The sequence below is a fragment of the Streptosporangium heterodermiicola genome, from assembly GCF_051390675.1.
GTDB lineage: Bacteria > Actinomycetota > Actinomycetes > Streptosporangiales > Streptosporangiaceae > Streptosporangium.
In genome coordinates this window covers 98,369-123,971 of sequence record NZ_JBPJSR010000024.1, presented here as the reverse complement: position 1 = coordinate 123,971, position 25,603 = coordinate 98,369, and the positions used below count along the sequence as shown (strand labels likewise).

Here is a 25,603-nt window from a genome sequence, read left to right as displayed (position 1 = left end):
TGAAAGCGGTCGCGAACATCGGGAACGCCTCATACAACTCCCGGCCCATCCCTGCCCGCTGAGCACCCTGACCGGTGAACAGGAACCCGAGCCCGCCTTGACCGGCCGTCCCGGAGATCACCCCGGTCGACACATCTCCAGTAGCCAGTTCCGCCAGCCGACTCACCAGCTCATCTCGGCTCCGGCCGACCACCACGGCCCGGTGCTCCAACACCGCACGACCCACCGCCAACGAATGCGCCACATCCACACTTGACACCGCCGAAGAAGCTACATACGCACCCAGCCGCTCGGCCTGCGCACGCAGCGCCGACCCGCTCCTCGCCGACAACGGCCACACCACCACCCCACCGTCCTCAACGGGGACGACGGCCTCCTCCTGCGCGGGCGCCTCCTCCAACACCACGTGCGCGTTCGTGCCGCTGAACCCGAACGCCGACACCCCCGCCCGCCGGGGTGCCCCGGTCTCCGGCCACGGGATCGTCTCGGTCAGCAGGGCCAGCCCACCGGCGGCCCAGTCGACGTGTGGGGTGGGGTTCTCGGCGTGGAGAGTACGCGGGAGAGTGGCGTGCCGCAGCGCCATCACCGTCTTGATGACCCCGCCGACGCCGGAGGCGGCCAGCGTGTGGCCGATGTTGGACTTCAGCGCGCCGAGCCGGAGCGGACGGCCCGCGGGCCGCTCGCGACCGTACGTGGCCATGAGGGCGCGGGCCTCCACCGGGTCGCCGAGGGCGGTGCCGGTGCCGTGGGTCTCGACCGCGTCGACGTCGGCCGCGGAGAGCCCGGCGTTCGCGAGGGCCAGCCGTACGACCTGCTGCTGGGCGGTGCCGTTGGGCGCGGTCAGGCCGTTGGAGGCGCCGTCCTGGTTGAGCGCGGAGCCTCGGACCACGGCCAGCACGCGGTGACCGTTGCGCAGGGTGTCGGACAGCCGTTCCAGGACGAGCATTCCGGCGCCCTCGGCCATGCCCATGCCGTCCGCGTCCGCGGAGAAGGGCTTGCACCGGCCGTCGGAGGACAGCACGCGCTGGCGGCTGAGTTCCACGAACGCCCCGGGGGTGGACAGCACGGTGGCGCCGCCGCTCAGCGCGAGGGAGCAGTCGGACTGGCGGAGGGCCTGGCAGGCGAGGTGCAGTGTGACCAGCGACGTCGAGCAGGCGGTGTCGACGGTGATGGCGGGACCTTCGAGGCCGAGCGCGTAGGCGATCCGCCCGGAGGCGACGCTCGGCACGACGCCGGTCGCGAAGTGACCCTCCAGGTTCGCCGGGGCCCGCTCGAAGAGGGGGCCGTACTGGTGGTGGTTGATCCCGACGAAGACGCCGGTCTGGCTGCCGCGCAGTGAGGACGGGTCGATCCCGGCCCGTTCGAACGCCTCCCAGGAGGTCTCCAGCAACAACCGCTGCTGCGGATCCATCGCCAGCGCCTCACGCGGAGAGATCCCGAAGAACCCCGCGTCGAACCGGTCGGCGTCGTCCAGGAAACCGGCGGCGCGGACGTAGGTGCTCCCCGAGGCCGCGGGGTCCGGGTCGTACAGGGAGGTGAGGTCCCAGCCCCGGTCGGCGGGGAACTCCCCGGCGGCGTCGCGGCCCGCGAGGACGAAGTCCCACAGGTCCTCCGGAGACCGCACGCCACCGGGGTACCGGCAGGCCATCGCGACGATGGCGATCGGCTCCCGGCTCCTGTCCTCGGTCTCCTTCAACCGCCGGTTCGCCCTGCGCAGCTCGCCGGTGACGCGCTTGAGATATTCGCGCAGCCTGTCCTCGTCCGCCACCGTGATCCCTCCCGATTCCTACGCGCCGAGCTCTCGGTCGATGAGATCGAAGATCTCGTCGTCGGTCGCGGACAACAGGTCGTCCTCTTCCTCGTCGCCCGGGGTGCCGTCGTCCGTGCCGAATTTCGCCAGCAGGGCCGCGAGCCGTTCGGCGATGACCGAACGCTCCTCGCCACTGAGAGACGTGACCGCGGCCTCCAGGCGGTCGAGTTCGGCGTGCGGGGACGGCTCGGCGCCGACGAGCAGCGATCGCATGTGCCCGGCCAGCGCGGCCGGGTTGGCGTGCTCGAACACCACGGTGACCGGCAGGCGCAGGCCCGTCGCGGCGTTGAGCCGGTTGCGCAGCTCCACCGCGGTGAGCGACTCGAAGCCGAGTTCCCTGAACGCCCGGTCCGCGCCGATCTCCCGGGGCGAGGTGTGGCCCAGCGCCTCCGCGACGTGGGCGATCACCGTCCGCAGCAGCTCGCGCTCCTGCTCGGCGGGCGGCAGCGCGGCCAGGCGGCGGGCGTACGTCTCGTCCGGGCTCTCGGGCCCGTCGGTGCGGTGCCCCGTGCCGACAAGGGTGAGGTCGGCGACCAGGGGCCGGGGCCGGGCGGAGGCGAAGACCGGGGCGAACGTCTCCCAGTCCACGTCGGCGACCGCGGCGAAGGCCGCGCCGCCGGTCAGGACCCGGTCCAGGCGGTCTAAGGCCGTCGCGGGGTCGAGGGACGGCAGGCCCTGGCGGCGGAGCCGTTCCGCGTCCACCTGTTCGGCGAGGCGTTCGCTGTCCCAGACGCCCCAGGCGACCGAGGTCGGGCGGTGTCCGGGGCGACCTCTGCCGTATGCGGCGTACGCGTCGAGGAAGGCGTTGGCGGCGGCGTAGGCGCCGTGGTCGCCGCTGCCCCACACCCCGGCGATCGAGGAGAAGAGGACGAACGCGTCCAGCCGATCGTGGTCGAGCAGCTCGTCCAGGTGTGTCGCGCCGTGCACCTTGGCGGCGACGGCGTCGGCGAACTCCCCGATCGTTGTCTCCGCCAGCGAGGCCAGCCGCGCCGCGCTCGCGGCGTGCACCACCGTACGCGGGGAGTGCCCGTCCGCCCGCAGCCGGTCCAGCAGTGCCGCGACCGCGTCCCTGTCGGCGACGTCGCAGCTCACGGTCGTGACGGTGACCCCCCTCTCCGCCAGCTCGCCCGCCAGCGTGTCCGCCCCCTCCGCTCCGGTGCCTCGACGGGAGGCCAGCACGATGTGCTCGGCGCCGCGTGCCGCGAGCCAGCGGGCGAGGTGCGGCGCCAGCGCGCCGGTGCCGCCGGTGACCAGCGCGGTGCCGGACGTACGGAACCTCGCGGGCGCGGTGAGCGGTGCCCTGACCAGGCGACGGACCAGGACGCCGGTGTCGCCGGTGTCGCGGATCGCGACCTGGTCCTCGTCGCCTAGCCCGGCGAGCACTCCGCAGAGCCGGTCCCAGGCGGTGTCGTCCGGCGTCTCGGGCAGGTCGGCGAGACCACCCCAGACGCGGGGCTGTTCGAGGGCGGCCACCCGGGCCAGCCCCCAGGTCTCGGCGTGGACCGGGCGCCGTACCGGGTCTACGGAGCCGGTGGACACGGCACCGGAGGTGACCGACCACAGCGGGACGGCCCATCCGGTCTCGGCCAGCGCCTGGACCAGGGTCAGCAGGCCGGCCACCCCGCCGGGCACGGCCGGGTGGCGGGCGTGGGGGTCGTCGTCGAAGGCGAGCAGGGAGAGGATGCCCGCGGGCCGGTCGCGCCCGGCGAGCGTCCGCACGACCTCGTCACGGTCCGCGGTGCCGTCCAGGACGAGGGTCACCGGCCGGGCTCCGTGCCGTTCCAGTGCCTTGGCCGCCGCCCGGACGAGAACGGGGTCGTGGTCCCCGGCGGGGGCGATCACCAGCCAGTCGCCGGTCAGCGCTCCTCCGGCCGGTGTGCCCGTGGCCGGGTGCCAGGCGACGTCGTATCCCCAGGTGTCCTGCGCGACGGCGGGCTCGACCGGCCGCAGCCAGTAGTGCTTTCTCTGGAAGGGGTAGGTGGGCAGGTCCGCGTCCAGGTCCAGGGGCGCGTCCCCGAACGCCGGGGACCAGTCGACCTCCACCCCGTGGACGAACGCCTCACCCAGCGACAACAAGAAGCGGTCCATGCCGCCTTCGTCGCGGCGTAACGTCCCCACCGCCGCGCCTTCCACCCCTGCGGCCTCCAGGGACTGCTCCACCCCCACCGTCAGCACCGGGTGCGGGCTCACCTCCACGAACACCCGATGCCCGGCCCCGATCAACCCTCGGGTCGCTTCGGCGAACCGCACCCGCTCCCGCAGATTCCGGAACCAATACCCCGCGTCCAACGGCTCGTCCAACCAGCGCCCACTCACCGTGGAGAAGAACGGCACCCGTGGCACCGAAGGAGTCACCGACGACAACGCCTCGGCCAACTCCCCACGGATCTCCTCCATCTGCGCCGAGTGCGAGGCGTAATCCACCGCGATCACCCGGCTACGCACCCCCGACGCCTCACACTCAGCCACAAACCCCCCCAACGCCCCGGCCTCACCCGATACCACCGTCGAGGCCGGACCGTTCTCCGCCGCCACCGACAACCCACCCCAACCCCCGAGCCGCTCCTCCACCTGATCCGCCGAAAGAGCGACCGACGCCATCCCACCCCGACCCGCCAAACCCCCCAGCAACCGGCTGCGCAACGCCACCACCCGCGCACCATCACCCAACGACAACCCCCCCGACACCACCGCAGCCGCGATCTCCCCCTGCGAATGCCCCACCACCGCGACCGGCTCCACCCCAAAACCCCGCCACACCTGCGCCAGCGACACCATCACCGCCCACAACACCGGCTGCACCACCTCCACCCGATCCAGCCCAACCCCCCCACGCACCGCATCCACCACCGAAAAATCAACAAACGGCTCCAACGCCTCACCACACTGCGCGAACCGATCCGCGAACACCGGCGAGGACGCCAGCAACCCCGCACCCATCCCCACCCACTGCGACCCCTGACCAGGAAAAACAAACACCCCACCCGAACCAGCACCAGCGCCCAGCACCCGGCCCTCGACCACCTGACCGCCCACCACCACCCCGCGATGCTCAAACCGCGCCCGACCCGTAGCCAACACCCGGCCCGCACCCGCCGACACCACCCGACCCCGCAAACCCACCACCAAATCCCCCACCGCACCCACCGACCGACCCGACACCACCAACGGCACCGGAACCCCAGAAACCTCCGAAGATTCGGGGAGATCGACCACAGGACCCTGCTCCAACACCACATGCGCGTTCGTGCCGCTGGCACCGAAGGAGGAGACCCCGGCCCGCCGGGGGTGATCGGCTCCGGGCCACTCCTGTGCCTCGGTCAGCAGCGACACCGTTCCGGAAGACCAGTCGACGTGCGGTGACGGCTCGTCCGCGTGCAACGTCCGTGGCAACACCCCGTGCCGCATCGCCATCACCATCTTGATCACACCCGCCACCCCCGCGGCGGCCTGCGTGTGACCGATGTTCGACTTCACCGACCCGAGCCAGAGCGGACGCTCCCGGCCCGGGCCATAGGCCGCCATCAGCGCCTGCGCCTCGATCGGATCGCCCAGCGTGGTACCGGTCCCGTGGGCCTCCACGGCGTCCACCTCCGACGCCGCCAGTCCCGCGTTGGCCAGCGCCTGCCGCACCACCCGCTCCTGCGCCAAGCCGTTCGGCGCGGTCAACCCGTTCGACGCCCCGTCCTGATTCACCGCCGAACCCCGCACCACCGCCAGCACCCGATGACCGTTACGCACGGCATCGGACAGACGTTCGACGACGAGGATCCCCGCCCCCTCCGACCAGCCGGTGCCGTCGGCGGCGGCGGAGAACGGCTTGCACCGGCCGTCGGGAGCCAGGCCACGCTGGCGGCTGAACTCGATGAACGGAGTGGGCGTGGGCATCACGGTGACGCCGCCGACCAGGGCGAGCGAGCACTCACCCTGGCGCAGCGAGGCGGCGGCGAGGTGAAGCGCGACGAGCGAGGTCGAGCAGGCCGTGTCCACCGTGATCGCCGGCCCCTCCAGGCCGAACGTGTAGGCGACCCGGCCGGTGGCGATGCTGCCGACGTTGCCGGACAGCAGGTGGCCCTCAAGCTCCTCGGGCAGGGTCCTCGGGTCGGTGACGTAGTCGTGGTACATCACACCGGCGAAGACACCGGTCTGGCTGCCGCGCAGCGACGACGGGTCGATCCCGGCGCGCTCCACCGCCTCCCAGGAGGTCTCCAGCAGCAATCGCTGCTGCGGATCCATCGCCAGCGCCTCACGCGGGGAGATCCCGAAGAACTCCGCGTCGAACTCCCCGGCGTCGTGCAGGAAACCGCCGGAGCGCGCGTAGCTGGTGCCCCGATGGTCGGGGTCGGGGTGGTAGACGGCCTGCCAGCCCCGGTCGGTGGGGAAGTCGCCGATGGCGTCCCCGCCCCCGGCGACCAGCCGCCACAGGTCCTCCGGCGAACGCACCCCACCGGGGAAACGGCAGGCCATCCCCACGATCGCGACGGGTTCGCCAGACGGGACGGGGCGGGGCGCCTCGCGGGGTTCGGGCCTGCCCGCCCCGAGGTGTCTGGCGAGGGCCTCGGGCGTCGGGTGGTCGAACACGATGGTGGCGGGCAGCCGCAGCCCGGTCACCTGGTTTAGCCGGTTCCGCATCCGCACCGCGAGCAGGGAGTCGAAGCCGAGGTCCTTGAACGCGGTGCCGGTCTCCACCTGGCCCGGATCGGCGTAGCCGAGGACGTCGGCCACCTGGGCCCTCACCAGGTCGAGCAGCTCTCGTTCGCCGAGCCCGGCGATCGCCGAGGTGGCACCGGCCGCGTCGGCGGCCCGCCGTACGGGGACGCGGACGAGGCTCCTGAGCGGCGGCGGGAGCGGGGCGTCGGCCGGTCGGCGTGCCTCGCGGGGGTCCAGGCGCGCGGGGACGAGCAGCGGCGCGCCGACGGCGAGGGCGGCGTCGAAGAGTTCGAGACCTTCCTCGGTCGGCATCCGGGTGACACCGTTCTCGGTCCACCAGGTGACCTCGGTGTCGTCGAGGTCGCCGGTGAGCGCGCTGCGCTGCTCCCACGCCCCCCAGGCCAGGGAGACGGCGGGCAGCCCCAGGGCGCGGCGGTGCTGGGCGAGGGCGTCGACGTAGGCGTTGGCGGCGGCGTATCCGGCCTGACCGGGCGCGCCCAGGATGCCCGAGAGCGAGGAGAACAGCACGAACGCGCCGAGGTCCCGCCCGAGGGTGAGTTCGTGCAGGTTCAGCGCGGCGTACGCCTTGGGACGCATGACGGCGTCGAGGCGGGCGGGGTCCAGCGACTCGACGATCCCGTCGTCCAGGACGGCGGCGGCGTGCACGACGGCCACCAGGTCGGGGGTCCGGTCGAGGACCGTGGCGAGCGCGTCGCGGTCGGCCGCGTCACAGGCGGTCACGGTCACGTCGGCGCCCAGCCCGCGCAGCTCGGTCACGAGGTCCGAGGCCCCGGGGGCGGCGGGTCCGAGGCGGCCGAGCAGGAGCAACCGCCGGACGTCGTGCTCGCGTACGAGATGGCGGGCGATCTGGCCGCCGAGGGTCCCGGTACCGCCGGTGATCAGGACGGTGCCGTCCAGGCGCGGCAGGCCGGTGCCGGTCGCGGGACCGGTCCTGGCCAGCCGGGGGACGAGCGCCCGGCCTCCGCGTACGGCCACCTGCGGCTCGTCGGGTACGAGGATCGGCTGGTCGCCGTCGCCCAGGTCCACCAGGACGAAACGGCCGGGGTGCTCGGACTGGGCGGAGCGGAGCAGTCCCCACACGGGCGCGTGGCCGGGGGCGACGGTCTCCCCCGTGGTGCCGGTGCCGACCGCGCCCCGGGTGACCACCACCAGCCGGGCGGAGCCGAACCGCTCCTCGGCGAGCCACTGCCGGACGATCCGCAGCGCCCACCGGGCCGCCTCGTCCGGCCCGGCCGCCCGGGGTGCCTCCACGAGCACGGTGCCGGGGACGGGCTCCGGCACGGTGGCGAGGCCAGGGTGCGGGACGAGCGGGGCGACCGGCCGGCCGTCCCGCACCGGGGTCCAGTCGACGGTGAACAGGGACGCGACAGGACGGCCGGTGAGCCGCCTCACCTGGACGGGACGCACGGCGAGGGAGTCGACCTCGATGACGGGCCTGCCCTGCTCGTCGGCCGCCTCCACGCGGAAGGCGTCCGCGCCGGTGGGGGTCAGCCGCACGCGCAGGGTGGTCGCGGCGCGGGCGTGCAGCCGGATCCCGGTCCAGGCGAACGGCAGCAGGACCTCACCCTCGCCCGCGCGCATCTCGCGGGCGTGCAGGGCGGCGTCCAGCAGTGCCGGGTGGATGCCGAACCGGCTCGCGTCGTCCTGACCGGCGGACGGCAGGGTCACTTCGGCGTAGATGTCGCCGCCGTGCCGCCAGGCCGCGCGCAGCCCCTGGAACGCGGGCCCGTAGGCGTACCCCTGCTCGGCGAGCCGGTCGTAGCGGTCGCGGACGTCCATCGGCTCGGCACCGGCGGGCGGCCACACCGGCCCGCCCACAGCCGGTCGCGGGTCGTCCACTGATTCACCCGTGGCCGGGCCGAGCAGGCCGCTCGCGTGCCTGGTCCAGATGTCGGAGCCGTCCTGCCGCGAGGAGACGCGCACCGGCCGGACGCCGGTCGCGTCTCCGGCACCGGCGACGACGCGGAGGCGCACGCCGCCGTGCTCGGGGAGGACCAGCGGCGCCTCCAGGGTCAGCTCCTCCACCTGGCCGAGCCCGGTGTGCGCGCAGGCGTGCACGGCGAGTTCGGCGAACGCCGCACCGGGCATGAGCACGGTTTCCCGTACGGCGTGACCGGCCAGCCACGGATGGGTCTCCAGTGACACCCTGCCCGTCCACACCAGGCCGTCCTCGTCCGCGCCGTCGAGGACGGCGCCGAGCAGGGGGTGCTCATCGGGCACGAGACCGAGACCGTGCGCGTCGGCCGCCGGGGGCGGTGCGTCCAACCAGTAGTGCTTTCTCTGGAAGGGGTAGGTGGGCAGGTCCGCGTCCAGATCCGGGGGCACGTCCCCGAACGCCGGACTCCAGTCGACCTCCACCCCGTGGACGAACGCCTCACCCAGCGACAGCAGGAAGCGGTCCATGCCGCCTTCGTCGCGGCGTAACGTCCCCACCGCCGCGCCTTCCACCCCTGCGGCTTCCAGTGACTGCTCCACCCCCACGGTCAGCACCGGGTGCGGGCTCACCTCCACGAACACCCGATGCCCGGCCCCGATCAACCCTCGGGTCGCTTCGGCGAACCGCACCCGCTCCCGCAAGTTCCGGAACCAATACCCCGCGTCCAACGGCTCGTCCAGCCACCGCCCACTCACCGTGGAAAAGAACGGCACCCGTGGCACCTGCGGCGAAATACCCGCCAGCGCCTCCACCACCTCAGACCCGATCTCCTCCATCTGCGCCGAATGCGAGGCGTAATCCACCGCGATCACCCGGCTACGCACCCCCGACGCCTCACACTCAGCCACAAACCCCCCCAACGCCCCGGCCTCACCCGATACCACCGTCGAGGCCGGACCGTTCTCCGCCGCCACCGACAACCCACCCCAACCACTCAACAACCCCTCTGTCTGCCGCGCCGAAAGAGCGACCGACGCCATCCCACCCCGACCCGCCAAACCCCCCAGCAACCGGCTGCGCAACGCCACCACCCGCGCCCCATCACCCAACGACAACCCCCCCGACACCACCGCAGCCGCGATCTCCCCCTGCGAATGCCCCACCACCGCGACCGGCTCCACCCCAAAACCCCGCCACACCTGCGCCAGCGACACCATCACCGCCCACAACACCGGCTGCACCACCTCCACCCGATCCAGCCCAAACCCCCCACGCACCGCATCCACCACCGAAAAATCAACAAACGGCTCCAACGCCTCACCACACTGCGCGAACCGATCCGCGAACACCGGCGAGGACGCCAACAACCCCGCACCCATCCCCACCCACTGCGACCCCTGACCAGGAAAAACAAACACCCCACCCGAACCAGCACCGGCGCCCAGCACCCGGCCCTCGACCACCTGACCGCCCACCACCACCCCGCGATGCTCAAACCGCGCCCGACCCGACACCAACACCCGGCCCGCGCCCGCCGACACCACCCGACCCCGCAAACCCCCTACCAAATCCCCCACCGCACCCACCGACCGACCCGACACCACCAACGGCACCGGAACCGGAACCGGCGAAGGACCCCCGTCGGCCGCCGGGAGATCCGCCACCTCCGGCCCCTGCTCGACGATCACGTGCGCGTTCGTGCCGCTCATGCCGAACGACGACACCGCGGCTCTCCGGGCTCCGGCGTTCCTCGGCCACTCCTGTGCCTCGGTCAGCAGCGACACCGTTCCGGAAGACCAGTCGACGTGCGGCGACGGCTCATCCGCGTGCAACGTCCGTGGCAACACCCCATGCCGCATCGCCATCACCATCTTGATCACACCAGCCACCCCCGCAGCGGCCTGCGTGTGACCGATGTTCGACTTCACCGACCCCAGCCACAACGGACGCTCACGGTCCTGCCCGTAGGCGGCCATCAACGCCTGCGCCTCGATCGGATCACCCAGTGCCGTACCGGTCCCGTGGGCCTCGACCGCGTCCACCTCCGACGCCGCCACCCCCGCGTTGGCCAGCGCCCGCCGCACCACCCGCTCCTGCGCCGGACCATTGGGAGCGGTCAACCCGTTCGACGCCCCGTCCTGATTCACCGCCGAACCCCGCACCACCGCCAGCACCCGGTGACCGTTCGCGCGGGCGTCCGACAGGCGCTCCACCAGCAGCATGCCGACGCCCTCCGCCGCGCCGAACCCGTCGGCGGCGGCGGAGAACGGCTTGCAGCGGCCGTCGGGGGCCAGGCCGCGCTGGCGGCTGAAGAAGCGGAACATACCGGGAGTGGACATGACGGCGATGCCACCGGCGAGGGCGAGCGAGCACTCGCCACGGCGTAGCGCCTGGGCGGCCAGGTGCAGCGAGACGAGCGACGACGAGCAGGCCGTGTCGACGGTGAGTGAGGGGCCTTCGAGTCCGAGGAGGTAGGCGACCCGGCCGGAGGCGACGCTGGCGGTGGTACCGGTGAGGAGGTGTCCGTCGAAACCGGCGGGCTGCTCGTGCAGCCGGGTCAGATAGTCCTGGTAGCTGAGGCCGACGAAGACGCCGGTCTGGCTGCCGCGGGCGGAGGTGGGGTCGATCCCGGCCCGTTCGAACGCCTCCCAGGAGGTCTCCAGCAGCAACCGCTGCTGCGGATCCATCGCCAGCGCCTCGTTCGGCGAGATCCCGAAGAACCCGGCGTCGAACTCCAGGGCGTCGTAGAGGAAACCACCGTGTCGTACGTAGCTCTTGCCCGGCCGGTCGGGGTCGGGATCGTAGAGCCCCTCCAGATCCCAGCCGCGGTCGGTGGGGAAGTCGCCGATGGCGTCCCCGCCCCCGGCGACCAGCCGCCACAGGTCCTCCGGCGAACGCACCCCACCGGGGAAACGGCAGGCCATCCCCACGATCGCGATCGGGTCCTCGGCGGTGACGCTGACGCTGGGCTCTGGAAGCCGTCCGGCCGTCCCGGTCACCGTCGACACCAGGTGCCCGGCCAGGGCCTCGGGGGTCGGGTGGTCGAAGACCAGCGTGGCGGACAGCCGTACACCGGTCGCCGCGTTGAGACGGTTGCGCAGGTCCACGCCGAGCAGCGAGTCGAACCCGAGGTCCTTGAACGGCAGGCCGGTCCGTACCGCGCCGGGGTCGTCGTGCCGGAGCACGGCGGCGACCTGGGCGCGTACCAGGTCCAGCGCGACGCGGCTCCGTTCGGCGTCGCCCAGGCCCGCCAGCCGGGCGGCGAAGCCGTCGTCGTGCGCGTCCGCCTCGGCGATCGCCCGCGCCTCGGGCACACCGGCCAGCAACGGCCTGGCGCGCGAGGCCGTGAAGGCCAGGTGGAAGCGCGGCCAGTCGATGTCGGCGACGGTGATCGCGGTCTCGTCGTGGTCGAGCGCCTGGCGCAGTGCCTGGAACACCAGGTCGGGCGCGAGTTCGCGCAGGCCGTGGGCCCTGCGCGTGTCGTCGCGTACCCAGTCGCCCGAGTGGATCACGGTGGCGGGCAGCCCTCGGGCGCGCCGGGAGCGGGCGAGCGCTTCGAGGTAGGCGTGTCCGGCGGCCGTGCCCGCCCGTCCGGGGGTGCCCAGGGTCCCGGCGAGGGAGGAGATCAGCACGAAGGCGTCCAGGTCGCCGGTGAGCTCGCCGAGGATCGTCGCGCCTTCGAGGTGCGGCCGGGCGGCGGAGACGATCCGTTCGGGGGTGAGGTCGTCCAGCGGGGCGTCGTCTCCCGCGCCGGCCGCGTGGACGACCGCCGTCAGCGGCTGGTCGGCGGGGATGCCGTCGAGCAGCGCGGCGACGGCGTCCCGGTCGGTGATGTCGCACGCGGTCACGTGGATCCGGGCCTCCGCCTCGTCCCGCGACGTCCGCGCGTCCGGGGAGGCGGCGCCTCGGCGCCCGGCCATCAGGACGCGGTCGGCCCCCTGCTCCGCGAGCCACCGGGCGACCCGCGTCGCGACCAGGCCGGTGCCCGTGACCAGCACCGTCCCGTGCGGACGCCAGGGCCGCGCCGGGGGCGCGCCGTTCAGCGGCGCCCGCACCAGACGGCGTACCAGGACACCTTCCGCTCGTACGGCCACCTGGTCCTCACCGTCGCCGGCGGCGAGGACCGTGGCCAGGTCCCCCGCGACGGCCTCCGTCACGGTCTCGGGCAGGTCGATCAGGCCGCCCCAGCGGTGCGGCCGTTCCAGGGCGATCACCCGGCCCAGGCCCCAGAGGGCCGCCTGGCGGGGAGCACGCGGCGGGTCGGCTTCGCCGGTTGCGACGGCACCCAGGGTCACCAGCCAGAGCGGGCTCTCGACGCCCGCTTCCGCGAGCGCCCGCACCAGCCGCGTGGTCGACGCCAGGGCCTCGGCCTCGTCGAGGAACAGCAGGGACAGCGTGCCGGCGGCGCCCGCGTGTCCGCGCAGCGCCGCGAGTGCCCCTTCCGCGTCGACCGGGACCACCACGGGGGTGGCACCGCGAGCGCGGAGCGCCTCCGCGCACAGTCCGGCGAGCGGGTCGTCCTGACGTCCGGGTGGTACGGCGACCAGCCATGTTCCGGAGAGCGGCGCGGGTTCGGCGGTGATTCCCTGCCGCCATTCGTCGCGGTAACGGCATTCGTCCACGGTTGCCGTCGCCGGACCACCGGACCGGGCGGCGGGGGACGCGAGCCAGTAGTGCTTTCTCTGGAAGGGGTAGGTGGGCAGGTCCGCGTCCAGGTCCGGGGGCGCGTCCCCGAACGCCGGACTCCAGTCGACCTCCACCCCGTGGACGAACGCCTCACCCAGAGAGAGCAGGAAGCGGTCCATGCCGCCTTCGTCGCGGCGTAACGTCCCCACCGCCGCGCCTTCCACCCCTGCGGCCTCCAGGGACTGCTCCACCCCCACCGTCAGCACCGGGTGCGGGCTCACCTCCACGAACACCCGATGCCCGGCCCCGATCAACCCCGCTGTCGCTTCGGCGAACCGCACCCGCTCCCGCAGATTCCGGAACCAATACCCCGCGTTCAACGGCTCGTCCAACCACCGCCCACTCACCGTGGAGAAGAACGGCACCCGTGGCACCTGCGGCGAAATATCCGCCAGCGCCTCCACCACCTCAGACCCGATCTCCTCCATCTGCGCCGAGTGTGAGGCGTAATCCACCGCGATCACCCGGCTACGCACCCCCGACGCCTCACACTCGGCCACAAACCCCGCCAACGCCCCGGCCTCACCCGATACCACCGTCGAGGCCGGACCGTTCTCCGCCGCCACCGACAACCCACCCCAACCCCCGAGCCGCTCCTCCACCTGATCCGCCGAAAGAGCGACCGACGCCATCCCACCCCGACCCGCCACCCCACCCAGCAACCGGCTGCGCAACGCCACCACCCGCGCACCATCACCCAACGACAACCCCCCCGACACCACCGCAGCCGCGATCTCCCCCTGCGAATGCCCCACCACCGCGACCGGCTCCACCCCAAAACCCCGCCACACCTGCGCCAGCGACACCATCACCGCCCACAACACCGGCTGCACCACCTCCACCCGATCCAGCCCAAACCCCCCACGCACCGCATCCACCACCGAAAAATCAACAAACGGCTCCAACGCCTCACCACACTGCGCGAACCGATCCGCGAACACCGGCGAGGACTCCAACAACCCCGCACCCATCCCCACCCACTGCGACCCCTGACCAGGAAAAACAAACACCCCACCCGAACCAGCACCGGCGCCCAACACCCGGCCCTCAACCGACTCCCCGCCCACCACCACCCCGCGATGCTCAAACCGCGCCCGACCCGACACCAACACCCGGCCCGCGCCCGCCGACACCACCCGACCCCGCAAACCCCCTACCAAATCCCCCACCGCACCCACCGACCGACCCGACACCACCAACGGCACCGGAACCCCAGAAACCTCCGAAGATTCGGGGGGATCGACCACCGGACCCTGCTCCAACACCACATGCGCGTTCGTCCCGCTGATCCCGAACGACGACACCCCAGCCCTGCGCGGCCCACCCGTCTGCGGCCACGGCACCGACGACGTCAGCAACGACACCGCACCCGACGACCAGTCCACATGCGGCGACGGCTCATCCACATGCAACGTCTTCGGCAACACCCCATGCCGCATCGCCATCACCATCTTGATCACACCCGCCACCCCCGCAGCGGCCTGCGTGTGACCGATGTTCGACTTCAACGACCCCAGCCACAACGGCCGATCCCGACCCTGCCCATACGACGCCAACAGGGCTTCCGCCTCGATCGGATCACCCAACCGCGTCCCCGTACCATGCGCCTCCACCGCGTCCACATCCGACGCCACCAACCCCGCATCAGCCAACGCCCGCCGCACCACCCGCTCCTGCGCCGGACCATTCGGCGCCGTCAACCCGTTCGACGCCCCGTCCTGATTCACCGCCGACCCACGTACCACCGCCAGCACCCGATGACCGTTACGCACGGCATCGGAAAGGCGTTCGACGACGAGCACCCCCACGCCCTCGGACCAGCCCGTGCCGTCGGCCGAGGCCCCGAACGACTTGCAGCGCCCATCAGAGGCGAGCCCGCCCTGGCGGCTGAACTCCACGAACATCCCCGGGTTCGCCATCACCGTCACACCACCGGCCAGCGCCAGCGAACACTCCCCCGCCCGCAACGCCGACACCGCCTGATGCAACGCCACCAACGACGACGAACACGCGGTGTCCACCGTCACCGCCGGACCCTCCAGCCCCAGCGCGTACGCCACCCGGCCCGACACCACACTCGACGTCGTACCGGTCAGCAGGTGGCCTTCGAAGCCCTCCGGCGGGGAGTACAGGGGAGCCGCGTAGTCCTGCGCGATGGCGCCGATGTAGACGCCGGTCTGGCTGCCGCGCAACGACGACGGGTCGATCCCCGCCCGCTCCACCGCCTCCCACGACGTCTCCAGCAACAACCGCTGCTGCGGATCCATCGCCAACGCCTCACGCGGAGAGATCCCGAAAAACTCCGCATCAAACTCCCCCGCCCCATACAAAAACCCACCCACACCAGACGCCGACACCTCCCCCAACACCCCAAGATCCCACCCCCGATCCACCGGAAACCCCGACACCACATCCCCACCCGACGCCACCACATCCCACAACCCCTCCGGAGAGGACACCCCACCCGGAAAACGACACGCCATCCCCACGATCACCACCGGATCGGGGCGGCGGGACTCCACCTCCTGGAGACGCTGCCTGGTCTCCTGCAACTCGATGGTGACCCGGCGCAGATACTCGACGAGCTGCTCGTCATTCGCCATGGGTGAGCTCCTTGTCGATGAAACTGAGGAGGTCGTCGAGGTTGGCCGTACGAAGTCGCTCGGTGACGTCCGAGTCAGGTGGCGGTGCCGGTGGGACCGGCGGTTCCGGGGCCGGGTCCGCGGGGAACAGCCGATCGCGCAGATAGCGGACCAGGGCGCCGGGACTGGGATGGTTGAACAGCAGGCCGGTGGGCAGCCGCAAGCCGGTGGCGGCGCTCAGCCGGTTGCGCAGCTCGACCGAGGTCAGGGAGTCGAACCCGAGGTCCTTGAACGGCGTCTCGCCGTCGATCGCGTCGGCGGCGGCGCCGTGCCCGAGCACCAGACCGGCGTGTGTGTGCACCAGGTCGAGCAGGAGCTTCTCCCGCTCCGCGGGAGCCGCCCCCTCAAGCCGCTCGCGCAGCGTGGGCCCGGCGACATCCTCGGCCGGGGCGGGCGTCGCGTCCCCGGCCCGCGTGGACGCCCTCTCCCCGGGCCCGGGGCGCGCGGTCAGCAGCCCGCGCAGCACCGCGGGTGTCTCCCCGCCGCGCGCCCGCAGCGCGCCCAGGTCGAACGCGGCCGGTACGGACACCGCCTCGTCCCCGGCCAGGGCCAGGTCGAACAGGGCGAGCGCGTCGGCGGTCGGCATGGGCCGCAGCCCGGAACGGGCCATCCTGGCCAGGTCGGCGGCGGCGAGGCCACCGGCCATGCCCTCCGCCTGCAGCCAGGGGCCCCAGGCGAGCGCGGTGGCCGGCAGGCCACGGGCCCGCCGTCTCTGCGCCAGCGCGTCGAGTGCCGCGTTGGCCGCCGCGTAGTTGGCCTGTCCGGCCCCGCCCAGGGTGGCCATTACAGAGGAGAACAGGACGAACGCCCGCAGGTCCGCACCGGCGGTGAGCTCGTGGAGGTGCAGGGCGCCGTCGACCTTGGCGCGGAGTACGGTGTCGAGCCGTCCGGGGGTGAGTTCGGTGATCACGCTGTCGTCGAGGACACCGGCGGCGTGCACGACGGCGGTCAGCGGGTGCTCGGCGGGGACGGTGCCGAGAAGCGCGGCGACGGCCGCGCGGTCGGCGACGTCGCAGGCGGCGAAGGTGACCGTGGCGCCCAGCCCGGCCAGTTCCCGCCGCAGGTCCGCGGCGCCGTCGGCGGCGAGGCCGCGGCGCCCCGCCAGGATCAGGTGGCGCATGCCGTACGCGTCCACCAGGTGCCGGGCCAGTGCCCGGCCGAGCGCGCCGGTGCCGCCGGTGATCAGGACCGTGCCCTGCGGGTCGGGCCCGCCCGGGACGGTCAGCACGACCTTGCCGGTGTGCCTGGCCTGGCCGACGAACCTGAACGCCTCGGGTGCCCGGCGTACGTCCCAGGCGGTGACCGGCGGCGGTTCGAGCGTCCCGTCGGCGAACAGCGGGGCGAGCTCGGAGAGCATCCTGCCGATCCGGTCCGGTTCCAGTTCGAGCAGGTCGAAGGCGTGGTAGCGGACTCCGGCCGGGTCCCGGAGGTCGGTCTTGCCCAGCTCGACGAAGCGGCCCCCGGGGGCCAGCAGCCGCAGGGAGGCGTCGGTCGGCTCCCCCGCGAGGGAGTTGAGCACGACGTCCACGCCGTGGCCGCCGGTGGCCGCCCGGAACCGTTCCTCGAAGGCGGTGTCCCGCGACGAGGCGACCCGCTCGGATGGCAGGCCGGTGGCGTCGTGTTTGGCAGGGGAGGCGGTGCCGTACACGTCCGCGCCCAGGTGCCGGGCGAGCCGGACGGCGGCCGTGCCCACCCCGCCCGCCGCGGAGTGGATCAGCACGGACTCGCCGTGCCGCAGCCCCGCCAGCTCGACCAGCGCGTGGTAGGCGGTCAGGTAAGCGATGGGCGTGGCGGCCGCCTGTGCGTACGTCCAGCCTGCGGGGATCGGCGCGACGGCCCGCCGGTCGGCGACCGCGACGGGACCGAAGGCGCCGGAGAACACGCCCATCACCCGGTCGCCCGGCGCGATCCCCGTGACGCCCGGCCCCACCTCGCTGACCGTTCCGGCCGCTTCGAGGCCGGGGAGACCTGGATCGCCCGGATAGTGGCCCAGGGCGCCGAGCACGTCACGGAAGTTCACGCCCGCCGCGCGCACCGAGACCCGGACCTGGCCGGGCGCCAGTGGTCCGTCCACCTCGGGGCAGGGCCGCAGGGCCAGCCCGTCCAGCGTGCCCCGCCGGACGACCCCGAGCCGCCACGGGACCCTCCGGCCGGACACCGGGGAGGCGTCCCCGTCGGGTGGGGGGAGCGAGCCGGGGCGCGGGGTGGCGGCTCTGGCCAGGCGCGGGACGCGGACCGTGCCGCCGCGGAGCGCGAGCTGGGGCTCGCCGGTCGCGAGCGCGTCCGAGAGCCCGGTCGCGAGCGCGGTCGCGAGCCTGGCGGAGAGCCCGGTCGCGAGCGCGTCCGGGAGCGCGGTCGCAAGCCCGGCCGGGAGCCCGGTCGCGAGCGTGTCCGGGAGCAGGTCCGCGGAGTCGTCGTCGGTGTCCACCAGCACCAGGCGCCCGGGATGTTCGGTCTGCGCGGAACGCACCAGCCCCCACACCGCGGCCTGTATCGGGTCGGCGGCCTGTCCCGCCTCGGTGGCGACCGCGCCGCGGGTCACCAGGACCAGCCGGGCATCGGCGAGACGCTCCTCCGCGAGCCACTCGCGTACCAGCGCCAGGACACGCCCGGTGACGGCGCGCACGCCGCCGGACCGAGGACACTTGGCGACCACCACCCCGGGCCGCTCCGGACCGGGAACCGGGCCGGGGACCGGGGCGGGCACGCCACCGGAGGACCGTTCGGGAGCCACACCGAGGACCGGCGCACGGGTCGCGTCGAGGACCGGGCCGAGGGCGAGGTCCTCTCCCAGCGTGACGATCCGTCCCACCGGTGCCCCGCCGGGCGGCACGGAGGGCCAGTCGAGCCGGAACATCGCGTTCACCGGCGCCGCCGAGCCCGGGCGGGCCGGGCGCAGCACCAGTTCGTCGATCGACAGGACGACCCTGCCCTCCTCGTCGGAGGCGGTCAGCGTGATCCCGCCGCCGTCCGCGGGCGCCAGGCGTACCCGCAAAGTCTCCGCGCCGGTCGTGACCAGCGACGCGCCACTGAAGGCGAAGGGCAGTTCGGGCGGTCCGTCACCGGCCGCCGGGCGACCGGCCCACGCGTGCAGGGCCGCGTCCAGCAGCGCGGGGTGCAGCCCGAAGCCGCCGCGCGGCAGGCCCCCCGGCAGCCTCACCTCGGCGTACGCCTCCGCGCCCCGGTAGCGGACGGTACGCAGGCCGCGGAAGGCGGGCCCGTAGGCGTAGCCACGGTCGGCGAGCCGTTCGTAGACGGCACCGGCGTCCTCACCGGCGTCTTCGGGGACGTCTCCGGCGACCGGCGAGGTCGCGTCGCGCGTACTGCCCGCGTCCACACCGGACGACGCCGTCCCGGCGAGAGCGGGAGCGGGAGCGGGGACGTGAGCGGGAGCGGGAGCGGAGGCGGAGGCGGGGGCGAGGACGTGAGCGGGGGCGAGCAGGCCGGAACCGTTCCTCGTCCACTCGCCGTCCCGGGACCGGCTGTAGAGCGTGAGGGCCCTGCGGTCCTCGGCGTCCCGGGCGGCGACCACGAGCTGAACCTCGACGTGGCCCTCTCCGGGCAGCGTCACCGGTCGTTCGAGGGTGAGCTCCTCGACCGCCGGGCAGCCCGTCCGCGCGCCCGCGTGCCAGGCCAGCTCCAGGAGTGCCGCCCCGGGCAGGATGACCGATCCGGCCACCTCGTGGTCGGCGAGCCACGGGTGGGAGCGGCGGGAGAGCCGGGCCGTGAACAGCGTCTCCCCCGAGGCTGCCGACTCGACGGGGGCGTCCAGCATCGGGTGCTCGCCCGCCACGGCCCGGGGCGTCTCCAGCCAGTAGCGACGGCGCCGGAACGGGTAGGTCGGCAGCGGGGCGGGACGCGCGCCGCCGAAGAACGCGCCCCAGTCGACGTCCGCACCGCGCACGGCGGCCGTCGCCAGCGCGGTGGCCAGGGTCGTCGTCTCGGGTACGCCACGGCGCAGCACCGGCGTGAAGACCGCGTCCGGCGCGCATTCGGCCCCCATCGCGGAGAGCACCCCGTCGGGCCCGAGTTCCAGGAACGTCCGCACCCCGTCCGCGTGCGCGGCCCGCACGGCGTCGGCGAACCGGACGGGCCCGCGCGCCTGGCGTACCCAGTGGTCGGCGGAGAAGACGACCGGCCCCCCGGTCACGGTCGACACGACGGGGACGCGCGGCTCCCCGTAGGTCAGTCTCTCGGCCACCTCCCCGAAGGCGTCGAGCATCCCGTCCATGCGCGGCGAGTGGAACGCGTGGCTCACCCTCAGCCCGCGGACCTTGCGGCCTCGCGCCTCGAAGTGCGCGGCCACGCCGAGCACGGGCGCCTCGTCGCCGGAGACGACGACCGCGGCCGGGCCGTTGACCGCGGCGAGCGCGAGTTCGTGCTCGCGCCCGGCCAGCAGGCCGAGCACCTCCTCCTCCGACGCCTCCACGGCCGCCATCGCCCCGCCCTCCGGCAGCGCGCCCATCAGGCGGCCACGAGCGGCGACCAGCGCGCACGCGTCGGGCAGCGAGAGCACCCCGGCGACGTGGGCGGCGGCCAGCTCCCCGACGGAGTGCCCGGCGAGGACGTCCGGGCGGACACCCCAGTGTTCCAGCAGCCGGAACAGCGCCACCTCCAGCGCGAACAGCGCGGTCTGGGTGTGCTCGGTCCGGTCGAGCAATTCGCGGGGCGCGTCGCCGAACACGATGTCGGCCGGTGAACGGCCGAGATGCGGCCGGAGCCCGTCCCAGACCTCCTCCAGCGCCCGGGCGAACACCGGGTGGGCCGCGTACAGCTCGCGCCCCATCGCGTGCCGCTGGCTCCCCTGGCCGGTGAACAGGAAGCCGAGCCCGCCGGAGGCCGTACCCGTGACCAGGCCCGGCGTCTCCCGTCCGGTGGCGAGCGCGGCCAGGCCGCGGTCGAAGTCCCGGATGTCCGCGGCGACCAGGGCCGCGCGCCGGGTGAACGTGGCACGGGTGGTGGCCAGGGCGTGCCCGACGGCGGCCGGGGTGGCCTCGGGGTGTCCTGCCAGGTGCTCGCGCAGCCGCGCCGCCTGCTCGCGCAGCGCGCGGCCGTCCCTGCCGGTGACGATCCACGGCACCGGGCGAGCCGTCTCCCCGCCCTCCGGATCCCCCGCGCCCTCTCCACGCTCCGGGACGGCCACAACCTGCGGGACCCTCTGAACCTCTCCGCGCCCCGGGAAGGTCACGACCTGCGTAACCACCCGGCCCTCTCCGTACTCCGGAACCGCCCCAACCTCTCCGCGCCCCGGGGCTGCCACAACCTGCGGGATCTCCGTGATTTCCTCGGTTCCCCCGGCTCTCCCGGCTCTCCCGCCGACCTCCTGCGGCCCCTGCTCCAACACCACGTGCGCGTTCGTGCCGCTGATCCCGAACGACGACACCCCAGCCCTGCGCGGCCCACCCGTTTCCGGCCACGGCACCGACGACGTCAGCAACGACACCGCACCCGACGACCAGTCCACATGCGGCGACGGCTCATCCACATGCAACGTCTTCGGCAACACCCCATGCCGCATCGCCATCACCATCTTGATCACACCCGCCACCCCCGCAGCGGCCTGCGTGTGACCGATGTTCGACTTCAACGACCCCAGCCACAACGGCCGATCCCGACCCTGCCCATACGACGCCAACAGGGCCTTCGCCTCGATCGGATCACCCAACCGCGTCCCCGTACCATGCGCCTCCACCGCGTCCACATCCGACGCCACCAACCCCGCATCAGCCAACGCCCGCCGCACCACCCGCTCCTGCGCCGGACCATTCGGCGCCGTCAACCCGTTCGACGCCCCGTCCTGATTCACCGCGCTGCCGGAGACGACGGCCAGCACGGACCGCCCCAGGCGCCGGGCCTCCGACAGCCGTTGCAGCAGCAGCACGCCGACACCCTCGGACCACGCCGTGCCGTCGGCGGCGGCGGAGAACGACTTGCAGCGCCCGTCGGAGGCGAGCCCGCCCTGGCGGCTGAACTCCACGAACATCCCCGGATTGGCCATCACCGTCACACCACCGGCCAGCGCCAGCGAACACTCCCCCGCCCGCAACGCCGACACCGCCTGATGCAACGCCACCAACGACGACGAACACGCGGTGTCCACCGTCACCGCCGGACCCTCCAGCCCCAGCGCGTACGCCACCCGGCCCGACACCACACTCGACGTCGTACCGGTCAGGCCGTAGCCCGCCGTCTCCCCCTCGGTCTCGTGCAGGCGCGGGCCGTAGTCGGTCGGCATCGCGCCGATGTAGACGCCGGTCTGGCTGCCCCGCAGCGACGACGGGTCGATCCCCGCCCGCTCCACCGCCTCCCACGACGTCTCCAGCAACAACCGCTGCTGCGGATCCATCGCCAACGCCTCACGCGGAGAGATCCCGAAAAACTCCGCATCAAACTCCCCCGCCCCATACAAAAACCCACCCACACCAGACGCCGACACCTCCCCCAACACCCCAAGATCCCACCCCCGATCCACCGGAAACCCCGACACCACATCCCCACCCGACGCCACCACATCCCACAACCCCTCCGGAGAGGACACCCCACCCGGAAAACGACACGCCATCCCCACGATCACCACCGGATCGGTGGAGGGCGTCGCCACGGCCGGGGGCGTGGGGGCGGCCGGGGCCGAGCCCAGGTGGGCGGTGAGGGCCGAGGGGGTCGGGTGGTCGAAGACGGCGGTGCCCGGCACCGGCCGTCCGGTGGCGGCGGCGAGCCGGTCGCACAGCTCGACCGACATGGCGGAGTCGAAGCCGAGGTCCTTGAAGGTCCGGTCCATCTCCACGGCGTCGGGCGCGTAGTGGCCCATGATCGCGGCCACCTGCGCGCGCACCACGCCCGTGAGGTCCCGTACCGCCTCGGGGGAACCGTCGTGAGTGGCGGGGAGGGACACGGGAAGGGACACGGCGGCATCGCGGGAAGGTTCCGGGCCGGTCCGGGTGTCCAGCCAATAGGGGCGCCGCTCGAACGGATACGTCGGCAGGTCCACCGGCCGGCCGCCGGGGAAGATCGTTTCCCAGTCGACGGAGGCGCCCGCGACCTGCGCCTCGGCCAGTGAGGTCAGGAAGCGGTCCATGCCGCCCTCGTCGCGGCGGAGGGTGCCGACGACCGCGCCCCCGGCCCCGAGGGTGTCCCGGACGGCCCCGGTGAGCAGCGGGTGCGGGCTCATCTCGACGAAGAGGTCGTGGCCCGCTGCCTCCAGGGCGCGGACCGTCTCCTCGAAGCGGACCTGCCGCCGCAGGTTGAGGTACCAGTAGGAGGCGTCCAGCTCGCGGGTGTCCAGCGGCCCGGCCGTGACGGTGGAGTGGAACGCGACGCGCGACCCTTCAGGCCGGAGGTAGGACAGCTCGCCGAGCAGCCGCTCGCGCACCGCGTCGACGTGTTCGCAGTGCGAGGCGTAGTCGACCGCGACCCGGCGGGCTCTGACGCCGTCCGCCTCGCAGGCGGCCCGCAGCTCGTCGAGCGCGTCCAGGTCTCCGGAGACCACGACCGACGCCGGGCCGTTCACGGCGGCGACCGCGAGCCGCCCGGCCGCGCGGGCCAGTCGTGCCCGTACCTCGCCGGCGGACATGGCCACCGACAGCATGCCTCCGCGCCCGGCGATCTCGGACATCGCCCGGCCGCGCAGCGCGACCAGGCGCGCGGCGTCGTCCAGTGACAGCGCGCCCGCCACGTACGCGGCGGCGACCTCGCCCTGGCTGTGGCCCACGACGGCGGTGGGCCGCACTCCGTGGGAGCCCCAGAGGGCGGCCAGCGAGACCATCTGGGCGAACAGTGCGGGCTGGACGACGTCGTCACCCGTCAGGGGCTCACCGTCGGCCAGCCGGTCGATGAGGGAGAAGCCCAGGTGGGGGGCGAACGCCCGGGAGCAGTCGGCGAGCCGGTCCCGGAAGGCGGGGGCGGTCTCCACGAGCCGGGCCGCCATCCCGGTCCACTGCGAGCCCTGGCCGGGGAAGACGAACACGATCCGTCCGGCACCCGCCGTACCTGCTCGCCGGACGAGGCCGGGCGTGGGTTCGCCGTGCGCCAGCCCGGCCAGGGCGCGCAGCAGCGTCTCGCGGTCCGGCGCGACGACCGCCGCGCGGCGCTCGAAGGCGGTCCTGGTGGTGGCGAGCGAGTGTCCGAGGTCGGCGAGGTCGAGGCCCGGGTCGCGCTCCAGCCTGTCCAGCAGCAGGCCCGCCTGTGCCCGGAGCGCTTCCTCGCCACGTGCCGAGACCGGCCAGACACCGGGAAGGTCCCCGCGTGCCACGGGCTCCGCGCCGGTGGGGCACATGGAGGATCCGGCGGCAGTCGAAGGAGCGGCGGAGCGTGAGGAGGCGTCGGGGTCCGGGGAGGTCGCGGAGCCCACGGAGGCCACGGAGTCCGGGAGGACGGTGGAAGCCGGAGAGGCCACGGAGCCCGGGGCACGCGGAGTAGCGGTGGAGACGGTGGAAGCCGGGGCAGCCACGGAGCCCAGGGAACCCAGGGGGGCGGTGGAGACGGTGGCGCCCGGGGAGACGGTGGAGCCTGAAGAGGGTGCGGGCCGTGCCGAGGCCGGGGCCTCGGCGAGGATGACGTGGCAGTTGGTGCCGCCCATGCCGAAGGAGCTCACCCCGGCCACCCTCGGGCGGTCCGCGACGGGCCACGGGCCGGTCTCGGTCTGCACCCTCAGGCGCAGCTCCTCCAGCGGGATGTCCGGGTTGGGCGTCTCGAAGTGCAGGCTCGGCACCAGCTCGCCGTGGGCGACGCACAGCGCCGTCTTCACCAGCCCGGCGATGCCGCTCGCGCCTTCCAGGTGACCGATGTTCGTCTTCACCGAGCCGACCCGCAGCGGTGCTCCCCGTACCCCCGCCGCCCCCGCCGCCCCCGGTGTCCCGGGCACCCCCGGTCCCCCCGCGAAGGCCGCGCCGAGGGCCCGTGCCTCGACCGGGTCGCCGACCGGGGTGCCGCTGCCGTGCAGCTCGACGTACTGGACCTCCTCGGGGCGCACCCCGGCGCGGGCGTGGGCGCGCCGGACGACCTCTTCCTGGGCCGCCGCCTCGGGTGTGGTGAGCGTGCGGCCGCCGCCGTCGTTCCCGGTCGCGGTGGCGCGGATGACGCAGTGGATCCGGTCGCCGTCCGCGAGGGCCGAGGCCAGGGGTTTGAGCACGAGGACGGCACCGCCCTCGCCGCGCACGTACCCGTCGGCGCGGGCGTCGAAGGTCGCGCACCGGCCCCGGGGGGACAGCCCGCCGAAGGCCGCGGAGACCTCGGCGCTGTCGGGGCCGATCATCAGGTTGACGCCCCCGGCCAGGGCGAGGACGGACTCGCCCGCCAGCAGGCTCTCGCAGGCCAGGTGCACCGCCACCAGCGAGGACGACTGCGCGGTGTCGACGGTGAGGCTCGGACCGCGCAGGCCGAGCGTGTAGGAGAGGCGGTTGGCGATGACGCCGCGGTGCAGCCCGGTCATGGCGTGGGGCGTGAGCGCGGACGCGCCCCGCCCGCCCGCGAGGGCCGCGTAGTCGTCCCAGATCGCGCCCGCGAAGACTCCCGTACGGCTGCCGCGCAGGCTCGCCGGCACGATCCTGGCCTCCTCAAGCGCCTCCCAGCCGAGTTCCAGCATCAGCCGCTGCCGCGGGTCCATGAAGGCCGCCTCCCTCGGCGAGACGCCGAAGAAGGCCGGGTCGAAGTGGTCGATCCGCTCGATGAACCCGCCGCGCGGGCCGGCCTGACCGGGGCGGTCGCCGGGCGGCCCGGTGACGGCGTCCACGCCGTCCCGCAGGAGGGTCCAGAACTCCGAGGGACTCCCGGCCATGGGGAACCGGCAGGACAGTCCGATGATCGCGATGGCGTCGTGGCCGCTCCGCGCGCCGGGATCGCTCATACGTACACCTCACCCCCGTGAGAACACCCGCCCCCGTGGCGGGTCAGGCCCCGCCGTCCCGCGTGAACGCGCAGTTA

At 73.6% G+C, this 25,603-nt stretch carries 3 protein-coding genes; all 3 read right to left on the bottom strand.

From position 1 onward, the window contains the following. On the bottom strand, positions 1 to 1,768 hold a 1,768-nt coding region (locus ACSC1Q_RS36085; RefSeq protein ID WP_436763212.1), incomplete at its 3' end, for a type I polyketide synthase. Positions 1,769 to 1,786: 18 nt separating this feature from the next. Beyond that, positions 1,787 to 15,646, bottom strand: coding sequence for an SDR family NAD(P)-dependent oxidoreductase (locus ACSC1Q_RS36080; protein WP_436763211.1), 13,860 nt, complete (start codon positions 15,644 to 15,646; stop codon positions 1,787 to 1,789). Beyond that, on the bottom strand, positions 15,636 to 25,526 hold the full coding sequence (locus ACSC1Q_RS36075) for a type I polyketide synthase (RefSeq protein WP_436763210.1): 9,891 nt from the start codon (positions 25,524 to 25,526) through the stop codon (positions 15,636 to 15,638). The genes ACSC1Q_RS36080 and ACSC1Q_RS36075 overlap by 11 nt, the downstream gene beginning before the upstream one ends. Positions 25,527 to 25,603: the final 77 nt, after the last annotated feature.

What these genes read in the sequence shown, in the direction of transcription:
- ACSC1Q_RS36080 (WP_436763211.1), bottom strand. Translation starts at nt 15,646, where the DNA reads ATGGCGAATGACGAGCAGCTCGTCGAGTATCTGCGCCGGGTCACCATC.
- ACSC1Q_RS36075 (WP_436763210.1), bottom strand. Translation starts at nt 25,526, where the DNA reads ATGAGCGATCCCGGCGCGCGGAGCGGCCACGACGCCATCGCGATCATC.